Raw genomic sequence first — 15,299 nt, 5'->3', positions numbered from 1 at the left:
CCTGTTAATGTTTTAGTCAATCAGTCTTACTGCTCCCTTATCAGCAGCACTTACCAAACTGGCATAGGCTCTAAGGGCTTTTGATACATACCTTTCGCGATGACCAGGCTTAAAGGCCCTATCACCCTTTGCTTCTTCGGCTGCTCTACGCTGAGCCAGCTCATCTTCACTTATCTGTAATTCTATTTTTCGATTTGGAATATCAATTAAAATAGGATCGCCGTTTTGCACCAGTGCAATATTACCTCCACCAGCCGCTTCGGGCGATGCATGACCAATTGACAGACCTGATGTTCCACCAGAGAAACGACCATCGGTTAATAAGGCACAAGCTTTACCCAGGTGCTTCGACTTCAGGTAAGAGGTAGGATATAGCATTTCCTGCATACCCGGACCGCCTTTGGGGCCCTCGTAGCGGATAATCACCACATCACCAGCCTTCACCTCATCCGACAGGATACCTTCGCAGGCATCATCCTGCGACTCGTATACTCTAGCTGTACCATTGAAAGTGAAGATGGACTCATCTACACCGGCAGTTTTAACGATACAACCCTTCTCGGCCAGGTTACCAAACAATACGGCTAAACCACCATCTTTGAAGTAAGCGCCTTCCACACTGCGGATACAGCCTTTTTCACGATCCAAATCCAGTTGTGCGTATTGTGTTTTCTGCGAGCCCATGGTTAAATTGAACATGCCAGCAGGTGCACTTGAATAAACATCCTTTGCCTCGTCCGATACTGAGTCACCCATCACATCATAAGCTGTTAAAGCTTCTTTCAGACTTGGGAAGTCAACACGACTCACATCGGTATGTAATAAACCACCTCGGTTCAGCTCAGCCAATATCGCCATGATACCACCTGCACGATTCACATCCTCAATGTGGTAATGCGAGTTAGGAGCCACCTTACATAGAACAGGTGTAGTGCGCGATAAACGGTCTATATCATCCATAGTAAAGTTGACACCTGCTTCATGAGCTATGGCCAGAATGTGTAATACCGTATTGGTAGAACCCCCCATAGCGATATCCAGTGTCATAGCATTTTCAAAAGCCTTGTAGGTGGCGATTGAACGTGGTAAAACCGACTCATCGCCTTCGCCATAGTACCGATTGGTAACTTCAACGATTAAATCTGCAGCTTTTTCAAACAAGCGTTTACGATTGACATGTGTGGCAACGATGGTTCCATTACCTGGTAAAGCCAAACCTATTGCTTCATTTAAGCAATTCATTGAGTTGGCAGTGAACATACCCGAACAGGACCCACAGGTTGGACATGCATTGCGTTCCACCTCTTCCACTTCAGCGTCCGATACTGAATCATCAGCAGCCATTACCATGGCATCCACCAGGTCAAGCGCCTTGCCTCCAGCCTTTCCGGCTTCCATTGGACCCCCAGAAACAAATACGGTTGGGATATTTAAGCGCATAGCAGCCATAAGCATACCAGGCGTTATTTTATCACAGTTACTGATACAAACCATGGCGTCCACTTTATGCGCATTGACCATATATTCCACACTATCCGCAATGATATCGCGTGATGGCAACGAATACAGCATCCCATCATGCCCCATGGCGATACCATCATCAATGGCAATGGTATTGAATTCAGCAGCGAAGCATCCGTTGGCTTCGATACGCTGCTTCACCATCTGTCCAATATCGTGCAAATGCACATGACCAGGCACAAACTGCGTAAAGGAGTTAACCACTGCAATAACCGGCTTACCAAAGTGCTGCTCCTTCATGCCATTGGCACGCCATAAGCTTCTGGCTCCGGCCATACGCCGACCTTGTGTTGATGTTGCGCTTCTAAGTGTTATTTTCATTGTATCGTTTCCGTTTGTATCAAAAAAAAGAGCTTTTCCCGTATGTGTGAGAAAAGCTCTTAGTAACTTATATCGTTTGTTTATCTACATAGCATTCTCACTCCTCTAGGTTCTAATAATAATGACCACGAGAATAATAATAATGTTGAGAATGAGTGATAAATTGAATTTCATCTTGAAATTGTCTCTTTAAAAAAAATATTGGCACTTCTGGTTAACCCGAAACACCGTTGTTGCTTTTTACGCTAGCAAATGTAGGATTGATTTTCATAACACCAAAGAAATAGTCAAAAAAATATCGTTTTTTTTTACAATTCGTATTTTCGAGGCCTTATACGCTTACTATTTACACCTTCTTGCTATATATAAATAAGCAGTCGAAATAAAATGATTAATAATGGATTTGCATATCCTATTCTTACACCCTCATATTATGCCATTTACGCATATTTAATTTTCATTTATAATTTTCAAGAAAATGTAAGTTCAATTTCAAGGGTGATACATGTCATTATTTCCAGCTTTAAGGGTATCCGAATTTAGAGCGAGAAACTCCTCAAACACCAGATTAATAGCCTCCATCATTTTATAATCGCTAAAATCAGGATCGATTTTATGCTTAGTTCTTAGAAATACTAAAAACGAATCCAGTTGGGCTCCATCCAACTTTGTCAGGTATTGCATATTTTCCCTTGAAGTCAACTCCCTGAATCGTTCATAAAGTTTTTCGTTGGCCGAAAAAGCGGCGTACTGTTTTTCTTTTCGGGTAGCACTGCCCCTGCCAAACGCTATACCAGGACCGAACCTTTTATCCTTTTCCCGAATAGCCTTCTTAACGGCCATTACATTAACACTAATGGGCATGTGATAGCGGTTATCGGGCATCATATCCATATTGGCCACCATGTGCCTGAATGAGGCATAAGACTTAAACATCAGCACATCAACTGACCCTAGTTCATAGCTTTTTTCATTGACTACCAAAAGCAAAGTATCACTAAGCATTTCATCCTTAACAACAAGCATGGTATCCTGATAACCCAGACACCTGAAAAACAGGGTGTCAGAAGCCATAGTAGTTAACTTAAACACTCCACTTTCATTGGTTTCTTTACCATAACCTGTTTGACTGTTGGCCACAAAGGCAAATGGCACCGCTGTGACACTGTCACTTTTAACAACCTTACCTACCAGAATAACACGGCGATCATCTTCATTCTGAGCCATTAGCCATTGAGTAGCCATTAAAACCAATATCGTTATCAGTGCGCGCATCCTATTCATCTTTTTTATATTCCTCGAACAAATCAACCACCTTGTATTTGATACTAAGTGGCGTATCCATTTCACTAAACTTAATGTGTGCATTACAATACATAATAAACTCATCCAATTCAGTTCCCTTAAACCCACTCACTTCACTTAACATCTCTATCGTCATCATCTGCCGCTGTTTTTCATACTTCAGCAACTTCATCATTTTTCGCTTTTGCTTTTCTGTTTTAGATGTATAGTAATAGATAACATTAGCCGGCTGAAAAAACGCAGCCAGCACTGGCGGATTTTTCCGGTAAGTAGGCAGTATATCTACAGGAACATCTGGTCTACGGCCAAGTTCAATATCAGCCGGCAACATCAGGTCCATTTCCATCTGCTTACTCCTCATCATCTTCAGCTTATCCTGATAATCCATATAATGCTTGTTCGAATTAACATCCACCTGCTGAATCTGGTAAGAAGCAGCCTTAAGTGGGAACAGATACATTAAATCGGGGTCAATATGGAGACTATCCAAATAAAACGTGCGGGCCTCAAAGCCCAAAGCAAATACTTTTATGCTGTCAGTGGCATCTAGTATCACCTTAAACTCACCAGCTGAATCAGCCGCAAATACATTCATTTTTTTAAAGCTGGCCACCTGAGCAAGTGGTATATTGCGTTTATCACCCTGTGTCACCACTTTACCGTGCAACCACACTTGCCTGGTTTGAGCAGACAAAGCACACACACAAATTAAAAAGACAACTAATAAACAGATTTTCTTCATATACAGAGATTAGGCAAGGTTAAGATAAAACAAGTTAGTAAGTAGCGTGTTATTTTTTCAACAAACGGAGAGATAATTAACAGCTTTTAACAGGTAAAAACTAATTAGTTAAAACAAAATTGCATACTAGTTTTTTATAGTGAAGTCTTATAATTAAGAACTATTTTTGCCATCAAACATAAAAATCAGAAGTAAATGAGCGATTTGAAGAGTATCATTGAAAAAGCCTGGGAAGACAGGTCGATGCTAAATAACCCGGCAACCGTTGAAGCCATCAAAACAGTAATTGAACAACTGGACAAAGGAGAAATTCGTGTGGCAGAACCACAGGGAGACGAATGGATTGTAAATGAATGGGTGAAGAAAGCTGTTATTCTTTATTTTCCAACTCAGCAAATGGAAACCATTGAGGTGGGCCCATTTGAATTCCATGACAAAATTGCCCTGAAAAACAATTATAAAGAGCTTGGTGTTCGCGTTGTACCTCACGCTGTAGCACGCTATGGTTCTTATCTGCAGAGTGGCGTAGTAATGATGCCATCGTATGTAAATATTGGCGCCTATGTAGAAAGTGGTACCATGGTGGATACCTGGGCTACTGTTGGCAGTTGTGCACAAATTGGTAAAAACGTACACCTAAGTGGTGGTGTTGGTATCGGTGGTGTATTGGAACCTGTGCAGGCAGCTCCGGTAATTATAGAAGATGATGCCTTTATCGGGTCGCGTTGTATTGTTGTAGAAGGCTGTCGCGTAGGTAAAGAAGCCGTATTAGGAGCCAATGTTGTACTCACCGGCTCTACTAAAATCATTGATGTAACCGGATTTGAACCTGTTGAATACAAAGGTTATGTACCTCCGCGTTCTGTGGTCATTCCTGGTTCGTATACCAAAAAATTCCCTGCCGGCGAATTCCAGGTGCCTGCAGCCCTGATTATTGGTAAGCGTAAAGAGTCAACAGATAAAAAGACCTCATTGAATGACGCACTGCGCGAAAATAATGTTGCGGTTTAATTACAGAATAATAGATGCTAGACTTATAGACAAAAGATAATTAACAGCTTGCTTAGTTGAGGAGTTTAATAGTTAAGTAGTTTATAGTTTAACGTACAAAAAACAACCTGATGGGATTTGGCATCCTGTCAGGTTTTTTTTATATCAGAAGCTTCATTAATTGATTCCTTACAAGGAAGCCCTTGACAAACCTATCATTTCTAAAATCCGGCAATCCATTATCATCTTCAATCGCCTTTTTCTATCTTCGTAAAAAACAAACTACCATGCACGACGATTTAAAACAAGCACTTGAAGTGCTGCGCAAAGGCGGTATTATCCTTTACCCAACAGATACTATTTGGGGCATAGGCTGCGATGCGACTAACGCCGACGCAGTAAGACGTGTCTATGAGCTAAAGCAGCGAGACAACTCTAAAGGCATGCTGGTTTTGCTTGACAATACAGCCAAGCTGGCCGGCTACGCGAATGACATACCTGAGGTAGCTTACGATATGGCCGAACTCACCACTAAGCCATTAACAATTATCTATGATGATGCCAAAAACCTGGCAACTAATCTTTTGGCAGCCGATGGCAGTGTGGGCATCCGCATCACTGAGGAACAGTTTTCGAAAGAGTTATGTGCCCGTTTTAAAAAGCCTATTGTATCAACATCTGCCAATTCGAACGGCGAGCCATCACCTGAGAATTTTGCTCAAGTGAATGAAGTAATAAAGGCAGGAGTTGATTACATCGTTAAGTTCAGGCAAGACGAAATGAAAAATCCGGCTCCATCGAGCATTATCAAATTAACTAAGGATGGGCAGGTTACAATCATAAGGGAGTAAACAAAGTTGTTGGCTATAAGTTATAGTTACATGAAAGAAACAATATATAAGCATAGTACACCGGTCCAAATCCGGTTTAACGACATAGATGGCTTAGGTCATGTAAATAACACCATCATTCAGGAATATTTTGATCTCGGCCGTATGTATTATATGACCGAGGTATTGGGCAAAACCATATTTGCTAATGAAGAAACGCTAATTGTAGTGAACATTAACACTGATTTTCTCACCCCCATCTACCTGAAAGACACCATAGAAGTTAAAACTGCCATTGTTGGCTTGGGAACTAAAAGCTTAAAGATGGAACAACAGGTGGTATGCAACGCCACACAAACGGTTAAGGCCACGTGTAGCTCAGTAATGGTTGGCTTCAATAAAACCACCGAAGAAGGGTTGGAGCTACTGCCGGAATGGCGCAAAACCATCTCTCAATATGAAGGAAAAGACTTTTAACCTGAGTTTGAACTAAATTTTGAACTCAGGCATTTAGAGAATCTGCCGACAGCTAGCTTTATGCAGCTGTTGGCTATATTAATCCTTCGGGCAAATCAAAAATGACCAGTCGCTGCTCATCATCAATAGAGGCAATAAAATGGTCAACTATCGGAATCAGCACCTCTTCTCCATCATTATCCAGCTCAAACAACGGATTTTTAGAGATCTCACGGATGGCCACAATCTCGCCAATATAGCCATGACCTGCAGCCTGGGCTTCGTAACCCACCAGCTGATAGGCCGAAAAAGGTGCTTCCTCAATCGCTTCTTCTCCCTGTTTTTGGACATAAACCGGTGCCTCAATCACCTTTAAAGCTTGCTGATCATCTTTCAGCTGCTCTAACTTTGCCAATACATCGGTTTGATTTTTCTCACGCGCCTCCTCCAGATAAAAAGGCACTAAACCACCATCTAACTCCAGAAAAAGAAACTCCACATCCACATCATCAATGGAAAATTCATTAAACAATCGCAGCACAACTTCTCCGGCAATGCCGTGTGTTTTAACAATAACGCCAATCTGACGACAGGTATGTTTCTCAATCATTGAAATACTTTTGCTGCAAAGGTAGAAAAAAAGCTAACAGCTATATACATTCCATCACTTCCCCCGTTTGTACAGAAAGGCTTTCCAGCGCTCTTCAGTTAAGTGCGCCTCTTCCATGGCTGCTCTTGATAAACTGAAAAACAAATCGGACAAACGATTAATAAAAAACAAGATTGAACGCTCAACGGGGTGAACCCGATGCAAAGTGGTGAGTTTACGCTCTCCTTTACGCAGCTGTGAACGCACTACATGGCATAAGGCCGATACTTCATTGCCACCGGGTAATATAAAATGATCCGATCGGCTGCTTAAGTCTGCTTCAATTTCGTCAATCCATTCTTCACAGAATTTATCCATCCCTTCGGGCAAAGGCATGGTATTCTTATCCTTCAGTTCATAAGGTGTTGCCAGATGACTCATGGTATTCATCAGCTCAACCTGAATATGATGCAGCTTATCCTGCCAGAGATGTTTTGGAGCGAGCTTAGCACGCAAAAGACCAATAAAAGAATTGACCTCATCGAATGTTCCGTAGGCATCTACCCTGATATCATCTTTGGCAACACGAACGCCACCCAGTAAATCTGTTTGTCCCCTGTCTCCTGTTTTTGTATATATTTTCATATATAAAGATTCTGTCTGTTAATTGAAAGTTTAAAGACCTTAAACACAAAGCTCATTAAAAAGTTTGCTCAGTTAAGGCCTCTTATGTTGTAAACAATAGTTATCATTTCTTGTTCTGATTTTAATTAATGACAGAACAATGAACAAATTGGCAGATATACGTAAAGAGTACACCAAGGGCTACCTTCAAAAAGAAAACCTGAAAACCTCTCCTTTTCAACAGTTTAACGATTGGCTACAGGAAGCCTTGATTGCCCAGTGCAATGAACCTACTGCAGTAACATTGGCAACGGTAGATAAGGACCTGATGCCCAATTGTCGGATAGTTTTATTGAAAGATGTACATTCAGATGGTTTTGTCTTTTTCACCAATTACAACAGTCAGAAGGGGCAGGAACTTTCTGCAACAAACAAGGCTGCACTTAACTTTTTCTGGCCTGAACTGGAGCGTCAGGTGCGCATACGAGGCACCATTAAAAAAGTACCCTCACTAAAATCGGATGAATATTTTCAGTCGCGCCCACGCGAAAGTCAGCTGGGTGCATGGGCTTCCAACCAAAGCCAGGTGGTAGACAGTAGCCAGCAACTAACCAATCAGTTTGAGCAACTGAAGAAACAGTATGAAGATCAAAGCATACCACGCCCGCTGCATTGGGGCGGTTACTTACTAGAACCCATCAGCATCGAGTTCTGGCAAGGTAAGGCCAATCGGATGCATGATCGCTTTCAGTACCGCTTAGAAGATAACAACTGGATTATCAGACAGCTAGCACCCTAAATGCCAGATACTATTCTTTGGTCAATCCGTGAAACACACTTTCCAGGTTCCGCTCTTGTCGGGTCAAGGTCAGTATGGTTAATCCCTGTGCCACCGCAAAGTCAAAAACAGCCTTTCGGATATCGGCCTGGGCATTAATTTCATAGCCATATCCCGATACGTTTTTGATTTCTCCTGCTTCAATAGCATTTCGCAGTTCATCTAAAGTGGGCTGCCGATCAAACTCAACAAACACCGTTGAACTATTACCAGCCTCTAGTTGTGATAAATCGGTGGAAGGATGGTCGATAAGCAATTCGCCCCGGTTTAAAATTATTACGCGCTCACAAATAGCTTCCACTTCCTGCATAATATGGGTACTCAGCATCACCGTCTTCTCCTGCCCTACAGTTCTTACAAGGTTACGTATTTCCAGAATCTGGTTGGGATCTAGGCCTGTGGTTGGCTCATCGAGTATGAGCACTTCGGGATCATGAATCAGCGCTTGTGCCAGCCCCACTCGTTGCCGATACCCTTTCGATAAAACACCAATCTTTTTATGCTGTTCTAAGCCTAAACCAGTCAGTTCAATCATTTCATCAACACGCGCTCGTTTATTACCCAGCTTGTATAGTTCAGCCACCATCAAAAGGTATTCTTTCACATACATATCAAGATATAGGGGATTATGCTCCGGCAAATAACCAATCTTCCGACGAAATGCCTCATTGTAATCGTTGTTACTAATGCCACACACCTCAACTTCTCCGGCCGACTGCGGTAACAAACCTGAGATTATCTTCATCATCGTCGATTTGCCTGCACCATTAGGTCCAAGGAAACCAACTATCTCACCTGAAGATATGGAAAATGAAACATCCTTAAGAGCTTTCTGTTGCCCAAATTCCTTAACAACGTTTTTTACAACAATTGACATACTGATTGATTTAATATCTCAAAAGTACGATAAAGAAATGAATCGGGATAAAGACCTAAAAAATGCGAGTCATCATTTACTTTGATAATTGTGCATAGCCCGCTAAACATTAATGCTTACTTTTGCATTTAATCATTGAATCAATTTACAATCAGATGTCACACGAGCCATTATACTGCGAAGATTTATTTAATTATCACCGCAACCCGACACGTCCGGTTAAAGTTGGTATTAAAACTATTGGCGGAAACAGTCCTATTCAAATCCAGTCGATGACCACCACCAATTCCTTAGATGCAGAAGCGACTGCCACCCAGGTGATGAGCATATTGGATGCCGGGGCTGACATTGTGCGCATTACCACCCAGGGACGTAGTGAGGCACACACACTTGAAGAAGTGAAGCGCATCATCCGTGATAAAGGCTATGAGGCACCGCTGGTAGCTGATATCCACTTCAATCCTAATGCTGCCAAGGTAGCAGCCTCCAATGTAGAAAAGGTCCGTATCAATCCGGGTAATTTCTCTGGTGGGGCCAAAAAGTTCAATTTTGACTATACCAACCAACAATACAACGAAGAACTGGCTGTAGCCAAGTCAAAGCTGTCAGCCTTTTTGGGTGTTTGCAAACAATATGGCACTGCTATTCGAGTAGGCACCAATCATGGCTCCCTTTCTGACCGTATTATGAGCCGTTACGGCGATACCCCTCAAGGCATGGTTGAAGCTTGTATGGAATACCTTCGAACGTGTGAAGAGCTTGATTTTAAGGATATTGTTTTAAGCATCAAAGCCAGCAATACGCGCATCATGGTGCATACAGTGAGGTTATTGGTAACAGCCATGAAGAAGGAAAATATGAATTACCCGCTCCACCTGGGCGTTACGGAAGCAGGTAGTGAGGATGAGGGACGCATAAAATCGGCCGTTGGTTCGGGCGCGTTGCTTGTTGACGGATTGGGTGATACCATCCGTGTTTCATTGACCGAAGATCCTGAGAAAGAAGTGCCGGTTGCCACAAAACTGGTTAAACATATCACTGCCAGAAATAACCATCAGCCAATACCCTCAATGGATAAGCTGTATTTCACCCCTTTTGAATACAACAGACGAAAAACACATGTTGTACTCAATATTGGTGGCGACAATGCTCCTGTTGTGATTTGCGAGGCTGTTGATGAGTTTACAACAGGAAAAGCACTTAAACCCGACTATCTGATGATTGAAAGTCCTGATGATGTCAGAAACCATTATCAGAAATACCTTATCCCATTCAAGGCATGGAAAACGGCCAACACCTCAGCTAATACCGTTCCGGTATTAACTACTACAGAATTTATCGACACCCCTGAACTCCCTGAAAACTGCTTTTTAGCAATCTCTTACCCAGGATTTAACGATGAAATAGCTGAAAAGCTGCGTGAAAACAAACAAGTTATTATTCTACTGGAGTCATCCCATATCAACCGGCCCGTTGAGCAAAGAGCACTTATCTTCAAACTGATTGAGCAGCAGTTAACACATCCTGTGGTGCTAAACAATAACTATGAGGACGATAACGATGAAGATTTTCAGATAAAATCGGCAGCTGATGCAGGTATCTTATTTCTAGATGGTTTAGCCGATGGTTTGTTTTTACATAATCTGGGGAAGATAAAACATCAGGAAATCATTAACACGGCATTCGGTATTTTACAATCATCAAGGGTACGATTTACCAAAACAGAATTTATCTCGTGCCCGGGTTGTGGCCGAACATTATTTGATCTGCAGGAAACAACACGACAGGTAAAAGCACGCACCTCGCACCTTAAAGGGCTTAAAGTGGCAGTTATGGGTTGTGTGGTAAATGGCGTTGGCGAAATGGCTGATGCTGACTACGGTTACATCGGCTCCGGTCCTGATACGGTTAGCCTGTTTAAAAAACGTGAACTGATTAAACGAAACCTCTCAAAAGAAGAGGCCGTTGACGAACTAATTAACCTGATAAAAGAGCATGGAGATTGGGTAGAACCACCTCAGAAATGATTTTTAATCAAAGAAATACGTCCGGTCGTGGATTTTTTGAATCGTTCGGAGTGATTTTTTTGCTATCTGGGTCTAATTTTATAAATTGCGTATCCCAAAAATAACTAATTGAGTCTAGCCTAAATGAAACGGATATTTCTATTATTCTTTGCGACGGTTTTAACCATGGTTAACGTTCAAGCTGGTGAGCTTGAGCTGAGAGGCACATTTCAGGGTGAAAACCTGTATGTAAAGAATCCATTTGCCGCTTCCGGTGTTGGGTTCTGCGTATACGAAGTAACTGTAAACGGCCAAACGACAACTGACGAAATTAATTCAAGCGCCTTTGAGATTGATTTAGGAGTATTTCAGTTTACCTTAGGCGAGGCCATTATTGTAGGCATCAAATTTAAAGATGACTGCGAACCCAAAGTACTGAATCCTGAGGTGCTTAATCCGCGAGCAACCTTTGAGGTTGTTAATCTGACAGTTTCCAACAACAAATTAAACTGGACAACCACCAAAGAAGCCGGCGCATTACCTTTTATTGTTGAGCAATACCGCTGGAACAAATGGGTAAAAGTAGGCGAAGTTCAAGGCAATGGTTCCAACCAATCAAACACTTACAGTGTAGATGTGCGTCAGCATACTGGTGAAAATAAATTCAGAATTAAGCAAGTTGACTATCGTAATAAGCCACGTTACTCGCAGGAAACAAAAATGATTTCAACACAGGCTGAAGTAACCTTCTCGCCCAATAAAGTAGATGATAAGATCAGCTTCTCCTCTCCTACATTATACGAAATCTATGATGAATATGGAGGCATTGTATTTAAGGGCTATGGTTCAGAAGTAAATGTGGCCGGTATCGAAAAGGGGCGTTACTACATTAATTACGACAATAAAATGGAGCGATTCACAAAAAAATAAACTGCGTATGCAGGCAAAAGAAAGGTGATTCGCAATGAGTCACCTTTTTTTATATATAATCTGACAGAAAAATGTGTAATTCACTTGCATTTAACCAGTGACTTAGCGCTCAATAAAAACAAATCATTAATTTTGCAAACCTGAATATAAATAGATATTAAAAATGGAACAGATTCGTCGAACAAAAATTGTGGAGCTGCTGAAAAGTACCGAATTTGGTAAGCAAGCTAATGTGAAAGGTTGGGTAAGAACCAAGCGAGGTAATAAACAAGTTAATTTCATTGCACTAAATGACGGATCATGCATTCATAATATTCAGATAGTTGTTGATGTACCTAACTTTGATGAGGCATTACTCAAACGTATCACTACAGGTGCAGCTGTTTCTATCAATGGTGAGATAACAGAATCAACTGGTAGCGGCCAGAAGGTAGAGATAATGGCTAAAGAAATTGAGGTGATGGGCGATTGCGATCCGGAAAAATACCCGATTCAGCCTAAGAAGCACACACTGGAGTTTTTACGTGAGAATGCTCATTTGCGCTACCGCACCAATACTTTCGGAGCCATCGCTCGCATTCGTCACGCCATGATTTTTGCAGTGCATGAATTCTATACAAAGAAAGGATTTGTTAATATTCATACACCAATTATAACTGCTTCAGATGCTGAAGGAGCTGGTGAGATGTTTAAAGTAACCACGCTGGATTACGATAATATGCCGCGCACAGAGGAAGGTGCCATTGATTATTCACAAGACTTTTTTGGTAAAGCCACCAATCTGACAGTATCAGGTCAGTTGGAAGGTGAGCTGGCAGCCTTGGCCATGGGCGAAATTTACACCTTTGGACCAACTTTCCGTGCTGAAAACTCTAATACATCTCGTCACCTGGCGGAGTTTTGGATGATTGAACCAGAGATGGCCTTCTACGATTTGGATGATAATATGGATTTGGCTGAAGAATTTCTTAAATACCTGATCAAATATGCATTGGATAACTGCATGGACGATCTGGAATTCTTGAGCAAAAGGCTTCAAGAGGAAGAAAAGAACAAAAAAGCCGACGAGCGCTCAATGGAGCTCATTGAAAAATTGCAGTTTGTATTAGCTAACGACTTCATTCGCCTGCCATATACCGAGGCCATTGAAGTACTAAAGAACTCGAAGCCAAACAAAAAAGGCAAATTCAAGTACCCAATTGATGGCTTTGGCAGCGACCTGCAGTCGGAACACGAGCGTTACCTGGTTGAAAAACATTTCAAGAAGCCAGTTATCCTGACCGATTACCCGAAAGACATCAAAGCCTTCTACATGAAGCAGAATGATGATGGCAAAACAGTGAGGGCAATGGATGTATTGTTCCCACAGATTGGTGAAATTATTGGTGGTTCGCAACGTGAGGAAGACTACGATAAACTGGTTTATCGCATGGAGGAGATGGACATACCAGCCGAAGAGATGTGGTGGTACCTTGACACCCGTCGTTTTGGCTCGGTTGTGCACAGTGGCTTTGGTTTAGGTTTCGAACGCCTGATGTTGTTTGTAACGGGCATGGGCAACATTCGCGACGTTATTCCATTCCCACGCACACCAAAAACAGCTGAATTTTAATTGAAGCGCATGTTTTTCAAGATATTAAATGCCGGATATGACAGATATCCGGCATTTCTTTTTAATATTCATCAAAAAACGGAGCGCGTATATAGGTTTTGATGAATAAATCTTAATTTTGTTGAAACTCACCATTAAGGGATGTAAGCATTGCGCTCGGCGCAGGCATGACAAGAACGAAGCAAGAAGAATGTTAAAACAGAGTTTACAACAAAAGCTACTTCAAAAACTATCACCTCTTCAGATACAGGTGATAAAGCTGCTGGAAATTCCAACAGTACAGCTTGAGCAGCGAATAAAAAAAGAGTTGGAAGAAAACCCAATTCTGGAACTGGAACGCGAACAACCTGATCCGGACAAGGATGAAATGGATGCACCTGAGCAGGAAATTGAACGCGATGAACTATCTATTGATGAGTACATCAACAATGAAGATATTCCAGCCTATAAGCTTCAGTCACGTAACTTTTCAAAGGACGATAAACACGAAGACATTCCTTTTTCAACTGGCGCTACATTTCACGAGCATCTGATAGCTCAGCTTGGGCTGCGTATTCTGTCAGACAGACAACGAAATATTGCAGAATACATCATTGGTAATGTGGATGAAGATGGCTATCTGCGCAGAGAAGTAGATGAGATTATTGACGATTTGGCTTTTGCTCAAAACATAGAGGTTGACGAACGCGAAGCATTGGATGTGCTGGAGATTGTGCAGGATTTTGACCCTGCTGGCGTGGCTGCCCGTGATCTGCAGGAATGCCTTATCTTACAAATACAACGTAAAGACCGTACTTTCCCCGACATAGAAAATGCCTACCAGATTTTAAGGCATCACTTCGAGGAGTTTACGCGAAAGCACTACGATAAGATAGCCAAACGCCTTCACATCGATGAAGATGAGCTAAAGGATGCGCTTGGCGAAATTCTTAAACTCAACCCCAAACCTGGTAGCTCCTACAGCAACCCAATGACCAAAACTGTTCAGCACATTATTCCGGATTTCATCCTGGAGATTGAGGACGAACAGTTTCAGTTAAGCCTTAATAACAGAAACGTACCCGAACTGCGCATCAGCAATGCCTACTCGGATATGCTGCAAGATTACAGCAGTAACAAAAAGAATCAGACGCAGGAGAAGAAAGACGCTGTCATGTTCGTTAAGCAGAAGCTCGATTCAGCGAAGTGGTTTATCGACGCCATCAAACAACGGCAGAATACGCTAATGACCGTGATGAATTCTATTCTCGATTATCAGCATGATTACTTTTTAGAAGGTGATGAAACCAAGCTAAAACCAATGATTTTGAAGGACATTGCCGAGAGAACCAATTTGGATATCTCAACCATTTCGAGGGTTTCTAACAGCAAATATATCCAAACACACTTTGGGATTTTCCCATTGAAGTATTTCTTCTCAGAAGGTATGCAAACCGATTCCGGTGAGGAAGTGAGTACCCGGGAAATTAAGAAAATACTTGAGGAATGCATTGCCAATGAAGACAAACGCAAACCGTTAACGGATGATAAACTGGCAGCCATTCTTAAAGAAAAATCATATAATATTGCACGCCGAACGGTGGCCAAATACCGTGAACAACTTAATATTCCTGTGGCCCGATTAAGAAAAGAATTATAATAACAGCCGGTTAATACCG

General features: G+C 41.9%; 14 protein-coding genes. 8 read left to right on the top strand and 6 right to left on the bottom strand.

Annotated features, from left to right (window positions below):
• Positions 1–12: 12 nt before the first annotated feature.
• From ilvD to KDU71_RS04250, 3 genes are all read right to left on the bottom strand, one after another.
• The gene (ilvD, locus tag KDU71_RS04260) at positions 13–1,842 is read right to left on the bottom strand and encodes a dihydroxy-acid dehydratase (RefSeq protein WP_212188669.1); all 1,830 of its coding nucleotides are present in this window, start codon (positions 1,840–1,842) and stop codon (positions 13–15) included.
• 492 nt (positions 1,843–2,334) lie between these two features.
• A complete protein-coding gene (locus KDU71_RS04255; protein ID WP_212188668.1) occupies positions 2,335–3,117 on the bottom strand; it encodes a carboxypeptidase-like regulatory domain-containing protein in 783 nt (260 codons plus the stop codon).
• Position 3,118: 1 nt separating this feature from the next.
• Positions 3,119–3,889, bottom strand: coding sequence for a hypothetical protein (locus tag KDU71_RS04250; protein ID WP_212188667.1), 771 nt, complete (start codon positions 3,887–3,889; stop codon positions 3,119–3,121).
• Between the two features lie 195 nt (positions 3,890–4,084).
• Between KDU71_RS04250 and KDU71_RS04245 the strand changes: the two genes are divergently transcribed.
• From KDU71_RS04245 to KDU71_RS04235, 3 genes are all read left to right on the top strand, one after another.
• Positions 4,085–4,900, top strand: a complete 816-nt coding sequence (locus tag KDU71_RS04245) for a 2,3,4,5-tetrahydropyridine-2,6-dicarboxylate N-succinyltransferase (protein WP_212188666.1) — start codon at positions 4,085–4,087, stop codon at positions 4,898–4,900.
• Positions 4,901–5,166: 266 nt separating this feature from the next.
• Complete coding sequence (locus tag KDU71_RS04240) at positions 5,167–5,730, top strand: L-threonylcarbamoyladenylate synthase (RefSeq protein ID WP_212188665.1); 564 nt, start codon at positions 5,167–5,169, stop codon at positions 5,728–5,730.
• A gap of 30 nt (positions 5,731–5,760) precedes the next feature.
• Entirely contained in the window at positions 5,761–6,186 is a 426-nt protein-coding gene (locus KDU71_RS04235) for an acyl-CoA thioesterase (RefSeq protein ID WP_212188664.1), read from the top strand.
• Between the two features lie 73 nt (positions 6,187–6,259).
• Here the strand turns inward: KDU71_RS04235 and rimM are convergent, their stop codons facing one another.
• On the bottom strand, positions 6,260–6,775 hold the full coding sequence (gene rimM / locus KDU71_RS04230) for a ribosome maturation factor RimM (protein WP_212188663.1): 516 nt from the start codon (positions 6,773–6,775) through the stop codon (positions 6,260–6,262).
• A gap of 54 nt (positions 6,776–6,829) precedes the next feature.
• Positions 6,830–7,399: a cob(I)yrinic acid a,c-diamide adenosyltransferase gene (locus KDU71_RS04225; protein WP_212188662.1), complete on the bottom strand. Its 570-nt coding sequence runs from the start codon at positions 7,397–7,399 to the stop codon at positions 6,830–6,832.
• A 139-nt stretch (positions 7,400–7,538) separates the two neighbouring features.
• Here KDU71_RS04225 and pdxH point away from each other — a divergent pair, with 139 nt between their 5' ends.
• Positions 7,539–8,177 carry a pyridoxamine 5'-phosphate oxidase gene (gene pdxH / locus KDU71_RS04220; RefSeq protein WP_212188661.1) on the top strand — a complete coding sequence of 213 codons (639 nt, stop codon included), beginning with the start codon at positions 7,539–7,541 and terminating at the stop codon, positions 8,175–8,177.
• 10 nt (positions 8,178–8,187) lie between these two features.
• Here the strand turns inward: pdxH and KDU71_RS04215 are convergent, their stop codons facing one another.
• A complete protein-coding gene (locus KDU71_RS04215) occupies positions 8,188–9,093 on the bottom strand; it encodes an ATP-binding cassette domain-containing protein (protein ID WP_212188660.1) in 906 nt (301 codons plus the stop codon).
• A gap of 155 nt (positions 9,094–9,248) precedes the next feature.
• Between KDU71_RS04215 and ispG the strand changes: the two genes are divergently transcribed.
• From ispG to rpoN, 4 genes are all read left to right on the top strand, one after another.
• Entirely contained in the window at positions 9,249–11,120 is a 1,872-nt protein-coding gene (gene ispG / locus KDU71_RS04210) for a (E)-4-hydroxy-3-methylbut-2-enyl-diphosphate synthase (protein WP_212188659.1), read from the top strand.
• A 123-nt stretch (positions 11,121–11,243) separates the two neighbouring features.
• Entirely contained in the window at positions 11,244–12,029 is a 786-nt protein-coding gene (locus KDU71_RS04205) for a hypothetical protein (protein ID WP_212188658.1), read from the top strand.
• A gap of 163 nt (positions 12,030–12,192) precedes the next feature.
• Positions 12,193–13,641, top strand: coding sequence for an asparagine--tRNA ligase (gene asnS, locus KDU71_RS04200; protein WP_212188657.1), 1,449 nt, complete (start codon positions 12,193–12,195; stop codon positions 13,639–13,641).
• A 190-nt stretch (positions 13,642–13,831) separates the two neighbouring features.
• Positions 13,832–15,280, top strand: coding sequence for an RNA polymerase factor sigma-54 (rpoN, locus tag KDU71_RS04195; RefSeq protein WP_212188656.1), 1,449 nt, complete (start codon positions 13,832–13,834; stop codon positions 15,278–15,280).
• Positions 15,281–15,299 lie beyond the last annotated feature (19 nt).

The organism is Carboxylicivirga sediminis (genome assembly GCF_018156225.1).
Lineage (GTDB): Bacteria > Bacteroidota > Bacteroidia > Bacteroidales > Marinilabiliaceae > Carboxylicivirga > Carboxylicivirga sediminis.
Note: the sequence above shows the minus strand (reverse complement) of the source record. Positions and strands in the feature narration are given on the sequence as shown.

What these genes read in the sequence shown, in the direction of transcription:
- ilvD (WP_212188669.1), bottom strand. Translation starts at nt 1,842, where the DNA reads ATGAAAATAACACTTAGAAGCGCAACATCAACACAAGGTCGGCGTATG.
- KDU71_RS04255 (WP_212188668.1), bottom strand. Translation starts at nt 3,117, where the DNA reads ATGCGCGCACTGATAACGATATTGGTTTTAATGGCTACTCAATGGCTA.
- KDU71_RS04250 (WP_212188667.1), bottom strand. Translation starts at nt 3,889, where the DNA reads ATGAAGAAAATCTGTTTATTAGTTGTCTTTTTAATTTGTGTGTGTGCT.
- KDU71_RS04245 (WP_212188666.1), top strand. Translation starts at nt 4,085, where the DNA reads ATGAGCGATTTGAAGAGTATCATTGAAAAAGCCTGGGAAGACAGGTCG.
- KDU71_RS04240 (WP_212188665.1), top strand. Translation starts at nt 5,167, where the DNA reads ATGCACGACGATTTAAAACAAGCACTTGAAGTGCTGCGCAAAGGCGGT.
- KDU71_RS04235 (WP_212188664.1), top strand. Translation starts at nt 5,761, where the DNA reads ATGAAAGAAACAATATATAAGCATAGTACACCGGTCCAAATCCGGTTT.
- rimM (WP_212188663.1), bottom strand. Translation starts at nt 6,775, where the DNA reads ATGATTGAGAAACATACCTGTCGTCAGATTGGCGTTATTGTTAAAACA.
- KDU71_RS04225 (WP_212188662.1), bottom strand. Translation starts at nt 7,399, where the DNA reads ATGAAAATATATACAAAAACAGGAGACAGGGGACAAACAGATTTACTG.
- pdxH (WP_212188661.1), top strand. Translation starts at nt 7,539, where the DNA reads ATGAACAAATTGGCAGATATACGTAAAGAGTACACCAAGGGCTACCTT.
- KDU71_RS04215 (WP_212188660.1), bottom strand. Translation starts at nt 9,093, where the DNA reads ATGTCAATTGTTGTAAAAAACGTTGTTAAGGAATTTGGGCAACAGAAA.
- ispG (WP_212188659.1), top strand. Translation starts at nt 9,249, where the DNA reads ATGTCACACGAGCCATTATACTGCGAAGATTTATTTAATTATCACCGC.
- KDU71_RS04205 (WP_212188658.1), top strand. Translation starts at nt 11,244, where the DNA reads ATGAAACGGATATTTCTATTATTCTTTGCGACGGTTTTAACCATGGTT.
- asnS (WP_212188657.1), top strand. Translation starts at nt 12,193, where the DNA reads ATGGAACAGATTCGTCGAACAAAAATTGTGGAGCTGCTGAAAAGTACC.
- rpoN (WP_212188656.1), top strand. Translation starts at nt 13,832, where the DNA reads ATGTTAAAACAGAGTTTACAACAAAAGCTACTTCAAAAACTATCACCT.